This window comes from Polaribacter sp., from assembly GCF_049276715.1.
Lineage (GTDB): Bacteria > Bacteroidota > Bacteroidia > Flavobacteriales > Flavobacteriaceae > Polaribacter.
Genome location: NZ_JBASWY010000022.1, coordinates 1 through 21,455 on the forward strand (window position 1 = coordinate 1; position 21,455 = coordinate 21,455).

The 21,455-nt window shown below is 30.3% G+C and carries 13 protein-coding genes and 1 pseudogene; 8 read left to right on the plus strand and 6 right to left on the minus strand.

Going from position 1 to position 21,455, the window contains the following annotated elements:
• Positions 1–305, minus strand: a 305-nt coding sequence (locus WAO74_RS05575) for a hypothetical protein (protein WP_422160237.1), incomplete at its 3' end; no start/stop codon positions are given.
• 191 nt (positions 306–496) lie between these two features.
• On the opposite strand from WAO74_RS05575, the pseudogene WAO74_RS05580 reads away from it, so the two are divergent.
• Positions 497–712: pseudogene (locus tag WAO74_RS05580) on the plus strand (TRAP transporter large permease subunit); the annotation flags it as partial.
• Between the two features lie 15 nt (positions 713–727).
• On the opposite strand, the gene WAO74_RS05585 reads toward WAO74_RS05580, so the two are convergent.
• Positions 728–2,350: a solute:sodium symporter family transporter gene (locus WAO74_RS05585; RefSeq protein WP_422160238.1), complete on the minus strand. Its 1,623-nt coding sequence runs from the start codon at positions 2,348–2,350 to the stop codon at positions 728–730.
• Between the two features lie 49 nt (positions 2,351–2,399).
• On the minus strand, positions 2,400–3,038 hold the full coding sequence (locus tag WAO74_RS05590) for a sulfatase-like hydrolase/transferase (protein WP_422160239.1): 639 nt from the start codon (positions 3,036–3,038) through the stop codon (positions 2,400–2,402).
• 451 nt (positions 3,039–3,489) lie between these two features.
• Between WAO74_RS05590 and WAO74_RS05595 the strand changes: the two genes are divergently transcribed.
• From WAO74_RS05595 to WAO74_RS05620, 6 genes are all read left to right on the plus strand, one after another.
• Positions 3,490–9,048 (plus strand): alpha-2-macroglobulin family protein, encoded by a 5,559-nt coding sequence (locus tag WAO74_RS05595; RefSeq protein ID WP_422160241.1) that lies wholly within the window; start codon positions 3,490–3,492, stop codon positions 9,046–9,048.
• A 176-nt stretch (positions 9,049–9,224) separates the two neighbouring features.
• The gene (pbpC, locus tag WAO74_RS05600) at positions 9,225–11,573 is read left to right on the plus strand and encodes a penicillin-binding protein 1C (RefSeq protein WP_422160243.1); all 2,349 of its coding nucleotides are present in this window, start codon (positions 9,225–9,227) and stop codon (positions 11,571–11,573) included.
• An 86-nt stretch (positions 11,574–11,659) separates the two neighbouring features.
• On the plus strand, positions 11,660–12,502 hold the full coding sequence (locus tag WAO74_RS05605; RefSeq protein ID WP_422160245.1) for an MBL fold metallo-hydrolase: 843 nt from the start codon (positions 11,660–11,662) through the stop codon (positions 12,500–12,502).
• A gap of 12 nt (positions 12,503–12,514) precedes the next feature.
• Positions 12,515–14,227, plus strand: a complete 1,713-nt coding sequence (locus WAO74_RS05610) for a S8 family serine peptidase (RefSeq protein WP_422160247.1) — start codon at positions 12,515–12,517, stop codon at positions 14,225–14,227.
• Positions 14,228–14,294: 67 nt separating this feature from the next.
• Positions 14,295–16,148, plus strand: coding sequence for a M1 family metallopeptidase (locus WAO74_RS05615; RefSeq protein WP_422160249.1), 1,854 nt, complete (start codon positions 14,295–14,297; stop codon positions 16,146–16,148).
• A gap of 23 nt (positions 16,149–16,171) precedes the next feature.
• On the plus strand, positions 16,172–16,738 hold the full coding sequence (locus WAO74_RS05620) for a HupE/UreJ family protein (protein ID WP_422160251.1): 567 nt from the start codon (positions 16,172–16,174) through the stop codon (positions 16,736–16,738).
• 12 nt (positions 16,739–16,750) lie between these two features.
• On the opposite strand, the gene WAO74_RS05625 is transcribed toward WAO74_RS05620, so the two are convergent.
• The 3 genes from WAO74_RS05625 to WAO74_RS05635 all read right to left on the minus strand — a co-directional run bounded on the left by WAO74_RS05625 (position 16,751) and on the right by WAO74_RS05635 (position 19,603).
• Positions 16,751–17,416 (minus strand): LysE family translocator, encoded by a 666-nt coding sequence (locus tag WAO74_RS05625; RefSeq protein WP_422160253.1) that lies wholly within the window; start codon positions 17,414–17,416, stop codon positions 16,751–16,753.
• Between the two features lie 142 nt (positions 17,417–17,558).
• The gene (locus tag WAO74_RS05630) at positions 17,559–18,605 is read right to left on the minus strand and encodes a 2Fe-2S iron-sulfur cluster-binding protein (RefSeq protein ID WP_422160255.1); all 1,047 of its coding nucleotides are present in this window, start codon (positions 18,603–18,605) and stop codon (positions 17,559–17,561) included.
• An 8-nt stretch (positions 18,606–18,613) separates the two neighbouring features.
• Positions 18,614–19,603 carry an aspartate-semialdehyde dehydrogenase gene (locus tag WAO74_RS05635; RefSeq protein WP_422160257.1) on the minus strand — a complete coding sequence of 330 codons (990 nt, stop codon included), beginning with the start codon at positions 19,601–19,603 and terminating at the stop codon, positions 18,614–18,616.
• 542 nt (positions 19,604–20,145) lie between these two features.
• Between WAO74_RS05635 and WAO74_RS05640 the strand changes: the two genes are divergently transcribed.
• Positions 20,146–21,177, plus strand: a complete 1,032-nt coding sequence (locus WAO74_RS05640; protein WP_422160259.1) for a rhodanese-related sulfurtransferase — start codon at positions 20,146–20,148, stop codon at positions 21,175–21,177.
• Positions 21,178–21,455 lie beyond the last annotated feature (278 nt).

Genomic DNA, 21,455 nt, shown 5'->3' on the forward strand with positions numbered 1-21,455 from the left:
GACTTGTAATAATCAACATAATCATATATGTCAACTGTGTATTCTTCGAATTTATAATTATCAACAGTTTTATGTATCGATTTTTTGAATAAATAATTTTTACTAAAAGTATTAGGATTGTAAATACCTTCATTTTCTTTTTTAACTGGAAGATCACCATTTTTTAATTTAAAGGATTCATTCTTATATGCGTAGTTACATACAAAATCACAAAACATAGATTTTGAAAAATCAGCACAAATCAGTTTATTCTTTTCATTTAAAGCCACAAAGACTTTTTTATTGTAAGTTGATGTTTTACTCACTGTCTGTCTGCTTCCAGAATTAGATCTAGGTCTAATTTTTTTCGTGTTAATAAATAGTTTAGAATTCTTAATTAAAGAATCATAAATATCATTCTTATTTATGTTTTCTAAACTAGAAATTGGTTTTTGGAGTAAACTTTCAAACTTAAAATCTTCATCACAGAAAAAGATCTCTTTTTTAAAAGGCGAAATTTGGTATTATAATGGTTTTAAACTTATCTATTGGTTTATGCACACCTCCTGTTGGATCTGTACTTTTTGTAGGTGTAGGAGTTGCAAATACCACCATAGAAAAGGTTATAAAACCATTGCTACCTTTATTTTTAGCAATGATTTTTTCCCTTTTTCTTGTTACTTGCTTTTCTGAATTAAGCCTTTGGTTGCCCAGATTGTTTGGTTTGTTGTAAAATTTTAATTTATACTTATTTTGCAAAATAAATGTAAATACCTACGACTATTATACAAATTATAATTCCTGTGATTTTAAGATATTTCCAAGGTTTTATATCTACTTGGTTTGTGTATGTTAATTCATAAGCTTTGGCTCTTGGTTGTAATTTTCCAATAATTAACATAATGATGATGTTTAAAACAAATAAAATAGCCATTACATTTAAAAAATGAGGATAGGTATTTCCTGTAACAGTTTCAACACCATCCACCATTTCTACAATATTAAATGTTGGTTTTATAATAAACTGGCTAATTATATACAATACAGAACCAGAAATAACACCAACTTTTGCACCAATTGCAGGCACATGTTTTGTTAAATAACCAACCACAATAATCGTTAAAATAGGAATACTATAAATTCCATTCGCTTCCTGTAAATAGCCAAACAAACCATCTGAAGCATATATCAATAAAGGCGCTATAAACATAGATATTATAGCAAGTACTATTCCGAATTTTTTACCTGCCCAAACCACTTGTTTTTCAGTAGCATCTTTTTTAATATAAGATTGATAAATATCAATACCAAACAATGTAACTGAACTGTTTAAAGCAGAGTTAAACGAACTTAAAATAGCGCCAAATAAAACCGCTGCAAAAAAGCCAACCAAATAACTTGGTAAAACTTTGGTTACTAACATTGGGTAAGCTTCATCTTGATTCGTTAACGAATCTCCAAACATGTGAAATGCAATAATACCTGGAAGCACTACAATTAAAGGGCCTAATATTTTAATAAAAGAGGCTAATATTAATCCTTTTTGACCTTCTTTTAAATTTTTTGCGCCTAATGCTCTTTGAATAATGGCTTGATTTGTTCCCCAATAAAAAAGTTGCACCAACATCATTCCTGTAAAAATAGTTGCAAATGGTATGGAAGAATCTTCAGTACCAATTGAATTAAATTTCTCTGGATTTGTATTGATTAAGGTTGATATTCCTTCAGAAATATTTCCATCTCCAATTGCCATTAATCCAAAGAAAGGAATCATTAAACCACCAATTAAAAGACCAATTGCATTTATTAAATCGGATACTGCTACTGCTTTTAAACCTCCAAAAACTGCATAAATAGAACCAATAATTCCAATTCCCCAAACAGTAATCCATAATGCTGTGTTTTTAGAAACACCTAACATTTCTGGTACACTAAACATAGAGTTAATTGCCAAAGCACCAGAATATAAAACAATAGGCAAAAGAATAACTGCATACCCAGTTAAAAATAAACCAGATGCAATGGTTTTGGTCATTTTATCATACCTGTTTTCTAAAAATTGAGGTACAGTTGTAATACCTCCTTTTAAATATCTAGGCAATAAAAAAACAGCGGTAATAACCATGGCAATTGCTGCCAACGTTTCCCAAGCCATTACTAAAATACCTTCTTTAAATGCAGCACCATTTAACCCTACAATTTGTTCTGTAGATAAATTGGTTAATAATAAAGAACCTGCTATAACAACTCCTGTTAAACTTCTTCCACCTAAAAAATAACCATCAGAAGAACTCTCATCTGTATTTCTTGTTTTTAAATAAGCGATAATTGCTACAAGAGCTGTAAATCCTATAAATGTTAATAATTGCATAGTAATTCTGTTTAGTTGATTATTTTATGTATTGTAAATTATATATGGCTTATTCAAAAACTACTTCTTTCACTCCTTTTTGATAATCTTCTCCTCTTAAACTGATAAAGGTTTCTTTCATTTCTGCGAGTTTTTGAGTATTTATTTCCGCTAAATTATTCTGTTGACCTTTATCTTCTTTTAAATTGTATAATTGTTCATAAGGAAAGTTACCTACTTCAATGCCCACAGCTTTTCTAAAGTTTTCTCCATCATAAGCAGGAATGTATAACCAATCTCCACTTCTTAAAGCTGTTTTTCCTGTTGCTTCAATAATTAAGTTTGCTCTACCTTCTGTAGTTTTTCCTAAAAACGTATTTAATAAATCTTTACTGTCTGTCGTGTTTTCTTCTACACCAACTAAATCTGCAATGGATGCTAATAAATCCATTTGACAAACAATTGCATCAGATACTGCTGGTTGTATTTTACCTTTCCAATAGGTTATAAATGGTACTCTTGTTCCTGCCTCAAAAATACTGTACTTACCTCCTCTTAAGCCTCCTTTTGCATCGTGATTCCCAATTTTTTCTACAGCATCATCATAATAACCATCATTTAAAACAGGCCCATTATCACTAGAAAAAACAATTAAGGTATTTTCTAGAATACCTTCTTCTTTTAAGGTTTTCATAAATTCGCCAATCATATGTCATTAATTATTGGATTGGGAGCTTATGCTTTTGCTTTAAAAAAACTAAATCAAAGAAAAACAAAAAGTTAATTCTTTAAAAATTCTTTATCAACTTATTGTAATATTCTGAAAAGACTTTAGCTGAAGTTTCTTACAATTCTTCTTTACCTGGCAACCACTGCAGATTAAATTTCATTTCTAATTACTATTTTCAAGGTTTAATTTTAACTTATTTAATTCCAAAATTATGTTATAAATTTAATACAGTAATATGCGAAAAAAAACCCTAACATCTTCAAGCTCTAAATTTTTTAAAACTTCTAGACATAGTCACCAAAATTTCTAACTCTTTCACAAGTAGAGATTTTTAAATCAAATTCTAAAAAAAGAGATACGAATTCTCATTTGTTTACTTTTCTGATACTTAAATTCTTACTTTTGGTTTGTACTAATAAACTCCATAGTCATGAAAATCAGAAATCTACTCTCAATATTTGTATTTTTTCTATTTATCTTTTCTTGTAAAAATGAAAAAATAGAAACCGATAATATTTTTAAATTCAAAGAATATATAAGTTACACAACTTCTGGAGTAGTTTCTAAAACAGAAAAAATTCAAGTAAATTTGGCGAAAGAAGTGGAAGGTTGGAAAGCAGATCAAAATATTACAGCTGATATTTTATCAATAGAACCATTTGTAAACGGAAAAATAAAAACAATAAATAAACACGCTTTTATTTTTACACCAGATGAAGATTTGGATCCAGAAACTGCATATGCTGTTACCATAAAATTGTCAGAAATTTATAAAAATACTCCTAAAGAATTCGAAAAATATACATTCGAATTCAAAACAATAACTCCAAATTTTATTATTAGAACTGAAGCTTTGCAATCATATTCTAAAGAGTATCAATACTTAGAAGGAGTTTTAAACTCTTCTGACATCATCACTTTAGAAAATGCTAAAAAACTAATAAGTGCCTCTCAAAAAAACCTTCAAAAAAATATTTTATGGAATGAATCTTTTCAAACTGGAAAAGTTTTTGAGTTTAAAATTGATAGTATTCAACGTTTTGTAGAAGAAAGTAAATTAGAAATTACGTGGAATGGAAAAGCGATAAAAGCAGATTCTAAAGGAGAAAAAGAGATTGTTATTACAGGTAAAAATAATTTTAAAGTTATTGATGTAAAAATAAATAATACCACTGAGCAATATATTTCTATAAACTTTTCTGATGCTCTAAAAAAGCAACAAAATTTTGATGGTTTAGTGGTTCTTCAAAATGAAAAAAACCCACGTTTTATTGTCAATGGAAATGAGTTAAAAGTATTTTCCGATAATAAATTTGATGGTACTATTTCTATTTCTGTTTTTCCTGGAATTCTAAATTCTGACGATTTTAAACTTAGAAACAACTTTAAAGAAGTAGTTACGTTCGAACAAAAAAAGCCCCAAATTAGAAGCATTTCAAACGGAACAATTTTACCAAATTCTAAGGATTTAAAATTCAATTTCGAGGCGATTAATGTTCGAGAAGTAGATGTTAGAATCATAAAAATATTCGAAGACAATGTGTTACAATTTTTACAAGAAAATGATATCAATAGCAATGACGATTATCAAATAAAAAGAGTTGGTAGAAGAGTTGCAAAAAAGACCATCACTTTAATTGATGATGAAAAAAACAACACCCAAGAATGGAAAGCCTATAGTGTAGATATTTCTAAAATGGTTAAGACAGAACCAGGAGCTATTTATAGAATTGAGCTGAGTTTTAACAAAAATCAAGCATTTTATGATTGTTCAGAAAATACCATTTCCACTGACAATTCTGAGGATTATGAAGAAGATTATTATGACGAAGAAGATGATAATTTAAGTGATGTAGAAAGCGAAGAGGAAAGAGAAGAATTCTATTGGGACAACAAATTGTATAGCTATAAAAACTATAACTATAATTGGAGAGAAAGAGAAAACCCTTGTCATGAAGCTTATTATAATAATGATAAAATAATTGCTCAAAATTTCTTAGCATCTAATTTGGGAATTATTGCAAAAAAAGGAAGTGACGATTCCTACTTTTTTGCAGTAACCAATATTTTAAATACCACATCAGAGCTAGATGCAATAGTAAAATTATATAATTTTCAGCAACAAGAAATTGCAAAAGGTCTTACAAATAGAGAGGGTTTTGTAACCATAAAATCAAGTAAAGACGCTGCATTTGCAATTGTATCAAAAGGGAGTAATAAAGGATACATAAAACTGCAAGATGGAAACTCTCTTTCTCTAAGTAATTTTGATGTTTCAGGAAGTAAAACTCAAAAAGGATTAAAAGGATATTTATATGGAGAACGTGGAGTTTGGAGACCTGGAGATTCTCTTCATTTAACTTTTGTTTTAAATGATGCTGATAATAAATTACCTAAAAATCACCCAGTTAAATTAGAAGTTACAGACCCAAGTGGAAAATTAATTTATAAAAATGTTACTTCAGAAAATTTAAATAATTTCTACAAATTCAAAGTAACAACTACTCAAGAATCAAAAACAGGAAATTACACCGCAAAAATTTCTGTTGGTGGAGCAAAATTTTACAAGAACTTAAAAATTGAAACCGTAAAACCAAATCGTCTTAAAATAAAGGTTGATTTTAATGAAGAAATTTTAACAAGCAATAAACCCATTCAAGGAGTTTTAGACGTAAAATGGTTGCATGGAACTCCAGCAAAAAATTTAAAAGCAGAAATAAAAGCGAAAGTGTCTTCTGCCAATTTTAGCTTCGAAAGTTATAAGGATTATGTGTTTTCAGATCCATCAAAAAGTTTTTCAACAGAAGAAATTAATGTTTTCGAGGGCAAATTAGACGAAAATGGAATTGCAAAAATTGATAGCAAATTAACAGTTAGAGAAAATGCTCCAGGAATGTTAAATATTCAGTTTTTAGTAAGAGCTTTCGAAAATGGTGGCGATTTTTCCATTGATGCTTTTACCAAAAAATATGCACCTTTTTCTTCTTTTGTGGGTTTAAAATCGCCTGAAGGCAATAGATATGGTTCTTTTTTTACAGACGAAAATCAGACTTTTTCTGTAGTTTCTTTAGATGAGAAAGGAAACACAATTTCCAACAGAGATTTAGAAATTGAAGTGTATCAAATAAATTGGCGTTGGTGGTGGAGTTCATCTGAAGATAATTTATCAAGATATACTTCTAGCAGTTATCAAAAAACCTATAAAAACTTAAAAGTAACTACAAATTCAAATGGAAAAGGAAGTTTCAATTTGAATATTCCAGAAAGAGATCGAGGTCGTTATTTAATCAGAGTGATGGATAAAAAAGGCGGACATTCAACAGGTAGAACAGCATATTTTTACAAAAATTGGTGGCAAAATTCAACTTCGTCAGACAAAGAAGCTGCAAAAATGTTGGTTTTTTCTGCGGATAAAGAAACCTACAATGTTGGCGAAATTGCAAAAATTACATTTCCTTCTGGAAGTGATGGACGTGCATTAATCAGCATAGAAAATGGCACAAAAGTTTTAGAAACAAAATGGGTAAAAACTGCGAAAGGAACAACTTCAATAGAAATTCCTATCAACAAAAACATGACACCAAATGTGTTTGTAAATATCTCTTTATTACAACCACATCAAGTCACAGAAAACGATTTGCCAATTCGTTTATTTGGTGTAATTCCAATTTTAGTAGAAGATGCTTCTACAAAATTAGAACCTCAAATTACAATGCCAAAAGAATTGCAACCAGAAAAAGAATTCACTGTTAAAGTCTCTGAAAAAAATGACAAAGCAATGACATATACTTTGGCAGTTGTAGAAGAAGGTTTGTTAGATTTAACACGTTTTCAAACTCCAAATGCGTATGATATTTTTTATGCAAGAGAAGCTTTAGGTGTAAAAACTTGGGACATTTTTGATGATGTAATTGGCGCTTATTCTGGAAGTATAGATCAAGTTTTTGCAATTGGTGGTGATGGAAGTTTATCAAAAGGAAAAAACCAAAAAGCCAATAGATTTAAACCTGTAGTTAAGTATTTAGGTCCTTTTGAGTTAGAAAAAGGAGCAGAAAAAACTCATAAAATTACCTTGCCAAATTATATTGGCTCTGTAAGAACAATGGTGGTTGCTGGAGATGTAAATAACGAAGCTTTTGGAAATGCAGAAAAAGCTATTCCTGTAAAAAAACCTTTAATGGTGTTAGCAACTTTACCAAGAAAATTGTCACCAAAAGAAAAAGTTACGTTACCAATTTCTGTTTTTGCGATGGATAAAAAAGTGCAAAACGTAGAAATTCAGGTAAAAACTTCTAATGGAATTTCTGTAATTGGAAGTAAAACTCAAACGATCAATTTTGAAAAACCTGATGAAAAAATGGTTTATTTTGAGTTGGATGTTTTAAAAGCAAATGGCATCAATTCAGTAGAAGTTATTGCTACAGGAAATGGGGAAAAAGCAACGTATAAAGTAGGGTTAGATGTGGTAAATCCAAACCCTATTACTTCTAAAGTTATTGACATAAATATTGACGGAAATCAAACTCAAAATATTGATTTTGAAACTTTTGGAGTTGAAGGAACAAATACAGCAATTTTGGAGTTATCAACAATTCCTCCAATTAATTTTTCAGGAAGATTGCAGTATTTAATTCAATATCCACATGGTTGTGTAGAGCAAACAACTTCTAGTGTTTTTCCACAATTATTCTTAAATGATTTGTTTGATTTATCATCAGTAAAAAAACAAGAAATTCAAAGAAATATCGAAAAAGGAATAGAACGTTTAGGAAATTTCCAAAAAGCAAATGGAGGTTTAAGTTATTGGATTGGAGAAAATTACACAGATGATTGGGGAACAACTTATGCTGGTCATTTTCTATTAGAAGCTGAGAAAAAAGGTTTTGTTTTACCTCTAACTTTTAAGAGTAATTTTATTAAATATCAAAAAAATGAAGCAAGAAATTGGAGACCAAATTACAATTCTTATTCAAGAGATTTAGCACAAGCATACAGGTTATATACTTTGGCTTTAGCTGGCAGTGCAGATTTATCTGCTATGAACAGATTGCGCGAATTTAAACAAATTTCCAACGAAGCAAAATGGAGATTGGCTGCAACTTATGCTTTGGTTGGTCAAAAAGAAGCTTCTGATGAAATTATGAAAACAGCCAATTTAAATTTCACAGGAAACAATTATTACAATTATGGTTCTGAAACCAGAAACAGAGCAATGGCTTTGGAAACGATGTTATTAACCAATGATAAAAATACGAAAGATGTTGCAAAAACGATGGCAAAAGAACTTTCAAGCGATGGTTGGATGAGCACACAAACAACCGCTTTTAGTTTAATGGCTATTGGAAAAATGGTAATAAAAAATGGTGGAAAAGCAATCAATTTATCTTACACAAATAATGGTAAAACAGAGGTTATAAAAACCAAGAGTTCCATGATTCAAAGAACTTTAGAAGTTAAAAAAGGAACTAATAAAATTACTCTTAAAAATGATGATAATAATATTGTTTTTGTTCGAATTGTAAATTTAGGAAAATTGGCTTTAGGTGATGAAATTTCAGAAAGCAGAGGTTTGAGTGTTTCTTTAGATTATAAGGATTTAGTTGGAAATAAAATTGATGTGAAAAACTTAAAACAAGGTCAAGATTTTGTGGCAAAAATTACAGTGAGTAATCCTAAAAATCAGACCGTAAAAGACATTGCTTTGACACAGATTTTTCCTTCTGGTTGGGAAATTGTAAACACACGTTTTACAGATTTTGGAACAACTACTAAAAGCGAAGCGCGTTACACAGACATTAGAGATGACAGCGTTAATTTTTATTTCGATTTAAACAAAGGAAAAAATGTTTCTGAAACTAAAACATTTACAGTTTTATTAAATGCAGCGTATTTAGGGAATTATTATTTACCAGGAATTCAAGTAGAAGCAATGTATGATAATGATTATTTAGTGAGAACAAAAGGAAGTTGGATAGAGGTTTTGAAATAAAGCAATTCACAACACAACAAGGGGTTTAAACCCCTTGTAAACGTAAAAGTTGTCATTTCGACGATAGGAGAAATCTCACACGATTAGATAACGCTAGGAGATTGCTCAATCGCCTAAAAAGGCTCATTTCGAAATGACAAACTAACTCTAAAAATAGCCAATAAATAACAACAAAATTGAACATCAAAAACTACATATTAAAACACAAAAAGAAAACAATAGTTCTTGTTGTTTTGTTGATTTTCTATGCTTTTTGTTTGCCAAAAGAATTATTTACCAAACCAACATCAACCGTAATTACCAGTAATTCTGATGAGCTTTTAGGAGCCCTAATTGCCGAAGATGGTCAATGGCGTTTTCCACACAATGATTCAGTTCCAGAGAAATTTAAGACTTGTTTAATTCAGTTTGAAGACGAATATTTTTACAAACATCCAGGCTTTAATCCTATGTCAATTTTTAAAGCACTTAAGCAAAATTTAAAAGCTGGAGGTATAAAAAGAGGTGGAAGTACAATTACCCAACAAGTTATCAGATTAAGCAGAGATGACAGACCTAGAACGTATTTCGAAAAGATTAAAGAGCTAATTTTAGCAACACGTTTAGAGTTTAGAGCATCAAAAGAAAAAATACTTACCTATTGGAGTTCGAATGCACCTTTTGGTGGAAATGTAGTAGGATTAGATGCTGCTTCCTGGCGCTATTTTAATCGAAAATCTTCGGATTTATCTTGGTCTGAAGCTGCAACTTTAGCAGTTTTACCTAATGCACCCAATTTAATTTATCCTGGAAAAAACCAACAAAAATTATTGGTAAAAAGAAATCGTTTGTTAAAAAAATTACTCACAAAAAACGTCATCGATTCTTTAACTTATGAACTGTCAATTTTAGAAGATTTACCTCAAAAAGCATATTCGATTCCGCAAATTGCGCCACATTTATTACAAAAAATTAACAGAGAAAAAAGAGGTGAATTTGTAAAAACAACGATTGATAAAAAACTTCAAAATCAAACAAATACTATTGTAGAAAATCATTACAATCAAATATCAAAAAACGGAATTTATAATATTTCAGTATTAGTTTTAGATTTAAAAACAAGACAAGTTTTGACGTATGTTGGAAATTCTCCAACAGATAAAGAACATCAAAAAGATGTCGATATTATTAACAAACCCAGAAGTACAGGCAGTATTTTAAAACCTTTTTTATATGCAGCAATGTTAGATGCTGGGGAATTATTACCTAATACTTTAGTTGCAGATATTCCTACAAATTATGGCAGTTATCAACCAGAAAATTTTGACAAAAAATATGCAGGAGCAATTTCTGCAAAATTAGCGTTGTCAAGATCTTTAAATGTGCCAACTGTAAGAATGTTAGAAAGCTTTGGGTTGCAAAAATTTCATCATTACTTGCAACAATTACAATTAAAAGATATTAGAAAAAATGCAAATCATTATGGGTTAACATTGGCTTTAGGTGGTGCAGAAAGTAACTTGTGGGATTTGTGCAAAAGCTATGCATCAATGGCATCAACCGTAAATCATTATACAGAAAATTCGAGCAGATATTTTAAAAATGAATTTTGTGAACCTATTTTTTATGCTGATGATACAATTGATTTTGGAGAAAAATCAAGTGAGAAAATCATTTTTGATGCAGCCTCAATTTACTTAACTTTTCAAAGTTTAAAAGATGTAAACAGACCCAATGAAGAAGAAAATTGGGAGTTTTTCGATTCTTCTAAACAAATTGCTTGGAAAACAGGAACAAGTTTTGGTTTTAGAGATGCTTGGGCAATTGGCACCACCAAAGATTATGTAGTTGGAGTTTGGGTTGGAAATGCAGATGGAGAAGGAAGACCAGGTTTGGTAGGTGTGCAAACTGCAGCTCCAATTTTATTTGATGTGTTTGATAAACTACCAAATTCGGAATGGTTTGACAAGCCTTTTGACGAAATGACAAAAGTAGAAATTTGCACTAAAAGTGGTTTTAGAGCCACAGAAATTTGTGAAGAAAAAAGGTTGGAGTATATTCAGAATTCAGGTTTAAAAACAGAGCCTTGTCCTTATCATATTTTTATAAATATTGATAGATCAGATTTTTACCAAGTAAACACTTCTTGCGAACCTTTAGAAAACATTACTCAGAAAAGTTGGTTTGTTTTACCACCTTTACAAGAATATTATTATAAAGATAAAAATCCGTTTTACAAATCGCTGCCAAAATTTAGGGAAGATTGTTTGGGCGAAAATAAAAACGCAATGAAATTTTTATATCCCACAGAAAAAAGCACCATATTTTTACCCAAAGATTTTGATGGAAAACAAAACGAACTCATTTTAAAAGTTGCTCATTCTAATAAAGATGCAGTTTTATATTGGTATTCGAATACCACTTTTTTAGGCACCACAAAAGAGATTCATAATTTAGCAGTGATTCCGAAAATTGGAGATTTTAAATTTACAGTGATGGATAATTTCGGTAACGAAATTCATCAACAAGTAATTATAAAAGAATAATTTACTTCCAAATCTTTAGAACTTTCTTAACGAAAATTCATCATTTTTTTAACATCTTTGTAGTAAATACAAAGTTGTTTTTTAAGATGAAGATATACCCTATAGAAACTGGTAATTTTAAATTAGATGGAGGTGCAATGTTTGGTGTTGTACCAAAAACTATTTGGCAAAAAACAAACCCAGCAGATGCAAACAACTTAATTGAAATGAGCATGCGTTGTTTGTTAATTGAGGATGGAAATCGTTTAATTTTAGTGGATACTGGTTTAGGAAATAAACAATCTGACAAGTTTTTTGGTTATTACTATTTGTTTGGCGATTTTTCTTTGGATGCTTCTCTTGCAAAATTAGGTTTTCATAAAGATGATATTACAGATATTTTTCTAACTCATTTGCATTTTGATCATTGTGGAGGAGTTATTGAAAGAGATAAAAACGGACTTTTAATTCCTGCTTTTAAAAATGCAAAAGTTTGGAGTAATGACAAGCATTGGAAATGGGCAACAGAACCAAATCCTAGAGAAAAAGCATCGTTTTTAAAAGAGAATATCAATCCAATAAAAGAAAATGGACAATTAGAGTTTATTCATAGCAATTATAGAGACCAAATTGGTTTTGATGTTTTATTTATGGACGGTCATACAGAAAAACAAATGCTACCAAAAATTGAATATCAAGGAAAAACGATTGTTTTTATGGCAGATTTGTTACCCACAGTTGGGCACATTCCTTTGCCTTATGTAATGGGTTATGATACAAGACCTTTACTTACTATTAAAGAAAAAGCAGCTTTTTTAAACTTGGCTGCAGACCAAGAATTTTACCTATTTTTAGAGCATGATGCACACCATGAAATTTGTACATTAAAGCATACAGAAAAAGGAGTAAGATTAAATACTACACACAAATTTTCAGAAATTTTTAGTTAAGAACAGTATACAATGAAAAATATAAAAGCATGTATTTTTAGTGCTGCAGTTGCACTTATTTTAACGAGTTGTAAATCGACTCAAGTAGTAGTTTCGCAACCTATTTTTAATGAAATAAATTTAACTCCTGCTAAAAAAACCGAATTATCAGAACAAGAATTTGAAATTTGGTCTCATTTAGATATTACCAAAGATTCTATTGCAGGCATGAGCTTAGAGAAGGCTTACAAATTTTTAGAAGGTAAAAAAAGTAACGAAGTAATCGTTGCAATTGCAGACTCTGGAGTAGATATTGAGCACGAAGATTTAAAAGATGTTCTTTGGATAAACAAAAACGAAGTTGCAAATAATAACAAAGACGATGATAAAAATGGTTATTCAGATGATGTTTTTGGATGGAACTTTTTAGGAAATGCAGCAGGTGATATTGTAAATACAGATCAACTAGAAATTACAAGAATTGTAAAAAAAGGACGAGTTAAATTTGGTGATAAAAAAGCATCAGAAATTAAAGAAGAAGATAAAATTGAATATCAAGAATTTTTAAAACTAGAAGAGGAATTTAAGGCAACAATTTTAGAAAAAAATATTGAAATTCAGCAAATGGATGAAACCATTGAAAACCTAAAAAGAGTTCAAGAAAACTTCGATGCTGTAAAAAAGTTGGCAAACACAGAAGAACTCACATTAGAGGTCTTAGAAAAATTAGAAGCGCCTAATTTAACGCTGTTAATGCAAGTTCAAAATGTTCAGAATATTTTAAATCAAGGCATGAAGGAAGAAGATTTACAAGAATATACAGAACAAGTAAAAGAATACACATCAGAAATTAAAAAAGCTATAAAAGGGTACGACTTAGAGATGAACTATCGCCAAAATTTAGGAGATAATTTAGAAGATATTTCAGATAAATTTTATGGTAATAATAATGTTATTGGTAATAAAGATTTAGAATTGCATGGAACACATGTTGCAGGAATTGTAGCTGCAAACAGAACGAATAATTTAGGTGCAGTTGGTGTTGCCAACAACGTAAAAATTATGACAGTTAGAATTGTGCCTGATGGAGATGAGCATGACAAAGATGTAGCTCTAGGTATAATGTATGCAGTAGATAATGGTGCAAAAATTATCAACACAAGTTTTGGAAAACGATTTTCGCCTCACAAAGAATGGGTTTACGATGCGCTAAAATATGCAGCAAGCAAAGATGTTTTAATTGTAAATGCAGCAGGAAATGATGCCAAAAATATGGATGTTCGAAAATCTTTTCCTTCAGATTCTGATGATTTGCTAACTGAATTTACAGACAATGTAATTACCATAGGCGCAAGCAGTTTGTATTATGACGCGCAATTACCAGCCAATTTTTCTAATTATGGAAAAATAAATGTTGATGTTTTTGCGCCTGGTGTAGATATTTACTCAACAATACCAAAAGATGAATACGAACCATTAAGTGGAACTTCCATGGCTGCTCCATCAACCTCTGGAGTGGCAGCATTAATTCGCGGATATTATCCAAATTTATCAGCAAAAGAAGTAAAATATATTTTGATGAATTCTGGCGTAAAAATTAATTTTGATGTCATTAAACCAGGCTCTCAATCAGAAGAAAATCCAGAAGGTGAATTAATTCCGTTTTCTGAATTATCAGTCTCTGGAAGAATTGTAAATGCATACAATGCTTTGCAATTGGCAGAATATATGTCTAAGAAAAAATAGATTATTTAATTTCATCGAATCATATCTGTATTAGTATTTTTATATCAACATTAAAAAAAACTCAAAAATGAGAAAATTATTAGTTCTAATCTTATCAATTTCCTTTATCACTTCTTGTGCGCAAACCAAAGAAGTAAATTATGTAGAAAAACAATCTGCTTCAAAATCAAATGGCTATTGGCAACAACATGTAGATTATACTATGGATGTTGATATGGATGTAAATAAACATCAATATAAAGGAACACAAAAACTAGTGTATACTAATAATTCTCCAGACGATTTAGACCGCGTTTTTTATCATTTATATTTTAACGCATTTCAACCAGGCTCTCAAATGGATGTTCGTTCTTTAAATATTTCAGATCCAGATTCTAGAGTGGGAGATAGAATTAGCAAATTACAGCCAGGTGAAATTGGGTATATAAAAGTAAATTCTTTAAAGCAAAATGGAGCAGCAGTTTCTTATGAAACTGTAGGTACAATTTTAGAAGTACAATTAAATAAACCTATAAAATCTGGAGAAAGTGTAACTTTTGAGATGCTTTTTGATGCGCAAGTACCATTACAAATAAGACGTTCTGGAAGAGATAGCAAAGAAAATGTTGCTTTTTCTATGGCTCAATGGTATCCAAAAATGGCAGAATACGATTTTCAAGGTTGGCATACACCACCTTACATTGCAAGAGAATTTCATGGAGTTTGGGGAGATTTTGATGTAACCATTCACATTGATAAAAATTATGTTGTAGGTGGTACAGGTTATGTGCAAAATCCGCAAGAAGTTGGTCATGGTTATGAAGATAAAACAAAGCCCTTAGAGAAGTCTAAATCCAATAAAATTTCTTGGCATTTTAAAGCACCAAATGTGCACGATTTTATGTGGGCTGCAGACCCTGAATACAATCACGATATTTTAAAAATGGAGAATGGAATCGATTTACACTTCTTTTATAAAAAAACATTAGACGAAAAGTTTTTAAAAAACTGGAAAGAATTACAGCCAAAAACAGCTGAGTTAATGACCTATTTTTCTGAGAATGTTGGTCAATATCCTTATAAACAATACTCTGTAATTCAAGGTGGAGATGGTGGAATGGAGTATGCAATGTCTACTTTAATTACTGGTCAAAGAAATTTTGGGAGTTTGTTTGGTGTAACTGCGCATGAAATGGCGCATACTTGGTTTCAGTTTTTATTAGCTTCCAACGAAAGTTTACATCCTTGGATGGATGAAGGTTTTACATCTTACATCTCTAACAAAGCTGAGAACGAAATTTTGAAAGAAGGAAAAGAAAATCCACATGATGGTTCTTATAAGGGTTATAGAGATGTTGTAAATAGAGGTTATGAAGAATCGCTCTCTACACATGCAGACAGATACAATACAAACTATGCTTACGGAAAAGCAAGTTACTCCAAAGGAAATATATTTTTATCACAATTAGAATATGTAATTGGCGAAGAAAATGTAGCAAAAGGATTAAAAAAGTATTATAACGAGTTTAGCTTTAAACATCCAACTCCAAATGATATTACACGTTCTATGGAAAAAACTTCGGGCATTCATTTAGATTGGTATTTAAACGAATGGACACAAACTACACATACTATAGATTATGGAGTAAAAGCTGTAAATGATAAAACAGTAACCCTAGAAAGAATTGGGCAAATGCCAATGCCAATTGATTTAGAGGTTACTTATGTAGATGGAACCACAGAGAATTTTAATATCCCTTTAAGAATGATGAGAGGTAGTAAGCCAACATCTGCAAAGGTTTTGAAAGATTGGGGTTGGGCATATCCAACCTATTCTTTTGATGCATCTAAAGAAGTAAAGTCGGTGGTTATTGATAAAAGTGGATTAATGGCAGATATAAACTTGTATAATAACACTTTTGGAGAGAAAAAAAAACTATAGGATTATCATTTAATTCATTTGTTTTGTTTTTAAAGATAGGGGTAAAACATGTTTTAAAATTTTCGATATATAATTACTTACTTTTTTTATCTCTATTGGTTGTTGTTCTAAGTTTCAAACAATGGAAAAAAACACTATGGTTAGCTATTTCTATAGTTTTGGCTTATATGTTTGGAATGGTATTGGTTGTTTATGGTAATTTTATACCCAAACTAGAAATTATAAAATTTTTAATTGTTTTTAGCATTTTTTCGCTGGCTCTATTTAATTTTTTCTCAATAAAAAGGGTCTTAAAAAGCAAACATAAATTTGTATTTATTTTTGCAATTTTATTTGGATTTTTTAATGGATTAGGATCTTCAAGTGATCTATTAGGAAATCTTAAAAGAAATGAAAGTGGTTTAATTCCTATGATTGAAGTTGCTTTAGGTTTAGGAACTGCTATTTTAATTGCTATTTTATTGCTTTTAACTATGGTTACTTTACTTAGAAAAGTACCTAAAGTTGAAAAAAAGACCTGGGTATTGGCTTTTTCAATAATTATATTTGGCCTTTCTTTACCATTAATCTTTAGTCAGATGTTTAATTAATGAGTTAATTTTTTAGTTTATAAACTGGTCTATTTTATCATTGGGTATAAAACCAATCAACATTAAATACAGACCACATACAATTAAAATGATGCCCATTACTTTTTTCACTTTATAAATTACTAAAGGCGTCATTTTGCTTTTTAATTGTTTGGCTAGAATAATTTTAACAATATCTGTAACAACATAACCTAAAATAACAGTTGCAAAATACCAGAAAATACTAGTAGGATTCATATCTAAAGTAGGTCCAACAACCATAACAATTGCTAACCAGCCAGCTAAAACTCCAACATTTATAAAGTTTAGAAAAAAACCTTTTAACAATAATTTTATATAGTTGTTTTTCACAGAGACTTCTACAATTTTAGCAGATTCTAAGGCTTCTTTTTTATTCTGTTTTTCAAAATAAGTAATAAGGCCATAAACAATAAGTGCTAAACCTCCAATAAAAAACAGTCTTGGATCGTCTTTAATTTTTTCTAGTAAAGATCTACTTCCATAATAGGCAATTAAAATAAAAGTAATATCACCTAAAATCACACCAAAATCAAAAGCAAACGCGGCTCTTGCGCCTTTTAAAACGCTGGTTTGTAGTAACATAAAAAAAACAGGTCCAATCATAAAAGCCATGAAAAAACCTATTAAGAAAGCATTTTTAAAATTGTAAATATCCATCGTCTAAAAATACTGTTTTTTCGTTGAAGCATAAAAAAAAGGATGCAAAAAGCATCCTTTTTAAAAAAATTATAGGTTAGTTCGAGTAATTTTGAAAAATGAAAAATTGTATCGAGAACATCTTTTTAAAATTTGCTCCAATTTAAACATCATCAAAATCAATTGAAATTTTTGCAGTTGTTGGATGTGCTTGGCAAGTTAAAATAAAACCATCTGCAACTTCGCTATCTGTTAAAATAGAATTTTTAACCATTACAGCTTTTCCTTCAGTAACCTTTGCCAAACAAGAACTGCAAACTCCACCTTGACAAGAATAAGGCGCATCTAAATCATTTCGTAAAGTGGCAGCTAAAATATTGTCTGTTTGCGCCATTGTAAAAGTAGTTACTTCATCATCTAATAACACACTAATTTCTGTAGTTCCTTCTTTTATTTCTGAAGTTGCTTGTTCATCAATAGAAACTGTAAACAGTTCGAAATGAATGTTTTCTGCTGAAAAACTAGCTTCTTTTAATGTAGCTGAAACACTATGAATCATCTCTTCTGGGCCACATAAAAAAGCAGCATCAAAAGAGGTTTCTTTGTACATATTTTTAACAAAGTAGTTGGTTACACTTTTATCAATTCTACCTCTTAATTGGTTTTTTACTTCTTCTCTACTAAAAATATAATGTAGTTTAAATCTGCTAGAAAACTGTTCTTTTAAAGCATTTAACTCATCATAAAAAATAGTGTCAGCTGCAGTTTTGTTTCCATAAACCAAAGTAAAATTAGAAGTAGGTTCATTTTCTAAAACCGATTTTACCATCGATAAAATGGGTGTAATTCCAGAGCCAGCAGCAAAAGCAATATAATTTTTATTGGGTTCTGGGTTTAGTAAAAATCTTCCTTCAGGTGTAGAAACTTCGATCTCATCACCTTCTTTTAAATAGGAAGTTGCGTATTTAGAAAAAGTTCCATTTTCTACTGCTTTGATGGCTACTCGAATATCGCCACTTTTTGGAGTAGAACAAATAGAATATGCTCTGCGAATTTCTTCGCCATTAATGAGTGTTTGCAACGTAATATATTGCCCAGCAACAAAATTAAAATCTGCTTTTAAATGAGCAGGTATGTTTAACAAAACAGAAACCGCATTTGCGGTTTCTTGTTTGATTTCTTGTATGTGTATTTTGTGAAAATCTGCCATAAATGTAATTAAACTAAATTATTTGCTATTAAATATTCAGCTATTTGAACGGTATTTGTTGCAGCACCTTTTCTAAGGTTATCAGCAACTATCCACAAATTTAAGGTATTTTCTTGAGATTCGTCTCTTCGAATTCGTCCAACAAAAACTTCGTCTTTATCGTTTGCAGTAATTGGCATTGGGTAAATGTTATTTGCCAAATCATCTTGCACCACAACTCCAGGAGTTTCACTTAATATTTTACGAACATCTGCAATATCAAAATCGTTATGAAACTGAACATTTACAGCTTCAGAATGTCCACCAGCAGTAGGAATACGAACTGCAGTTGCAGTTACCGAAAAAGAATCATCACGTAAAATTTTCTTAGGTTCTTTAACCAATTTCATTTCTTCTTTGGTGTAACCATTTTCTAAAAAAACATCACATTGTGGAATCGCATTTCTACCAATTTTATAATGGTAAGCCATTTCTCCATCAATTCCTGCTTCTTCATTATCTAATTGCTGAACTGCTTTTACTCCAGTTCCAGAAACAGATTGATAAGTAGAAATTACCAAACGTTTCATTTTATATTTTGTGTGTAAAGGCGCTAAAGCCATTACCAACTGTATTGTAGAACAATTTGGATTGGCTATAATTTTATCATCTTTAGTTAAAACATCGCCATTAATTTCTGGAACTACCAACTTTTTATCTACGTCCATTCTCCAAGCAGAAGAATTATCAATTACTGTAGTGCCAACTTCTGCAAATTTCGGAGCCCACTCTAAAGATGTAGTACCACCAGCAGAAAACAAAGCAATATCTGGTTGCATATTTACAGCATCTTGCAAAGTAACAACCGTAAATTCTTTTCCTTTATACATTAATTTTTTACCTGCAGATTTTTCTGAAGCCACAGGAATTAATTCCGTAATTGGTAAATTACGTTCTTCTAAAACTTTTAACATTACAGTGCCAACCATTCCAGTTGCGCCAACTACAGCTACTTTCATTTTTATTTATTATTAGATTCCTACTTTCGCAGAAAAGACATTTTTAATGTGTCTTAAAAATTAAGACACTCTTTTTTTCGTTTGCAAAGATGCTAACAAAATAAATGTTGACCATTATTTTAATAAATATTTACCAAAATAATTTGGATTGTTTAATTTTTAACAACTTGACATAATTTTATTTTTTAGAAGCTATTTCCAGCTTCCTGTACTGAACTTGTTTCAGTATCACACTCGCTTTTTTTAGTTTTGTTCTCGATACAAATTTGCAGAAAAACCAAATTTACTCGAACTGACAACTAAAAAAGAGCTCAAACATTAGCCTGTCTTGAGCTTGACGAATGTCTTCAATCTGGGCTAAACTTGTTTACCAGCTATGGCTCTAAAAAGCAATTCTTAGTTAAAATCTATGAAATCCATTTCAAAAACTGTAATTTTGCATCACGAAAAAATCTTTTGAAGTTTTTCAAAAATCAAATAAATTGTCTTTCCTGCCAAAGCAGGAATCATAAAACGAATCGTTCAACTTAAAAAAGTATAGCATGCAACTGTACAACAAGTTAAGCGCAAAAGAACGCGCAGAATTAATTGATAAAGCTGGTAAAGACAGACTTACCATTTCTTTTTATCAATATTACAAAATAAAAAACCCACAATTATTGCGAGATAAGTTGTTCCTAGAATGGAATGCTTTAGACGTTTTAGGGAGAATTTATGTTTCTTTCGAAGGCATTAATGCACAGTTATCTGTGCCATCAGAAAATTTATACGCCTTAAAAAATCAATTAGACAGCATTTCTTTTTTAAAAGATATTCGTTTAAATGTTGCTTTAGAACAAGACAATAAATCTTTTTTAAAGCTTAAGGTAAAAGTTCGTGATAAAATTGTAGCTGATGGTTTAAATGATGAAACTTTTGATGTAACCAACAAGGGTGTACATTTAAATGCCAAAGAATTTAATGAAATGTTGGCAAACCCAGATACAGTTTGTGTGGATATGAGAAATCATTACGAAAGTGAAATTGGGCATTTTGATGGAGCAGTAACTCCAGATGTAGATACTTTTAGAGATTCTTTGGATATTATAGAAGCAGATCTAAAAGACAATAAAGAAGATAAAAATTTATTGATGTATTGCACAGGTGGTATTCGTTGCGAAAAAGCATCAGCTTATTATAAACACAAAGGTTTTAAAAATGTGTTTCAATTAGAAGGTGGTATTATAGAATACACGCGTCAGGTAAACGAAGAAGGTATAGAAAATAAATTTATTGGTAAAAACTTTGTGTTCGATCATAGACGTGCAGAAAAAATTACAGACGATGTAATTTCCAACTGTCATCAATGTGGAAAACCTTGTGACACACATACCAATTGCGCAAACGAAGCTTGTCATTTGCTGTTTATTCAATGTGACGAATGTGCAGAAAAAATGGAACATACTTGCTCTACAGACTGTCAAGAAATAATTCAATTATCATTTGAAGAACAAAAAGAATTGAGAAAAGGAAAAGGCAATAGCAATAAAATTTTCAAAAAAGGAAGAAGTAAAGTGTTGAAGTTTAAGAATTAATATTTTCAAATAAAAAATTAAAAAGGCCACAATTTAGTGGCCTTTTTTTGTTACGAACTTTAGATTTTATGCGAATACTAATTCAATCCTTACAAATTCTAAAAACACTAAAATTAAAACAAACTTTAAACCTACATTTGGTTTGTAAATAAAGTGAAAAGTAGTTTTAATAACTTTTAAGAACCTGTTTTTTCATTGTTCGAGAATACGTATATTTACGAAATAGTTTAGATGAAGTTGTGTTTTTATATCAGCTTGATAATCAATTTATGAATCAT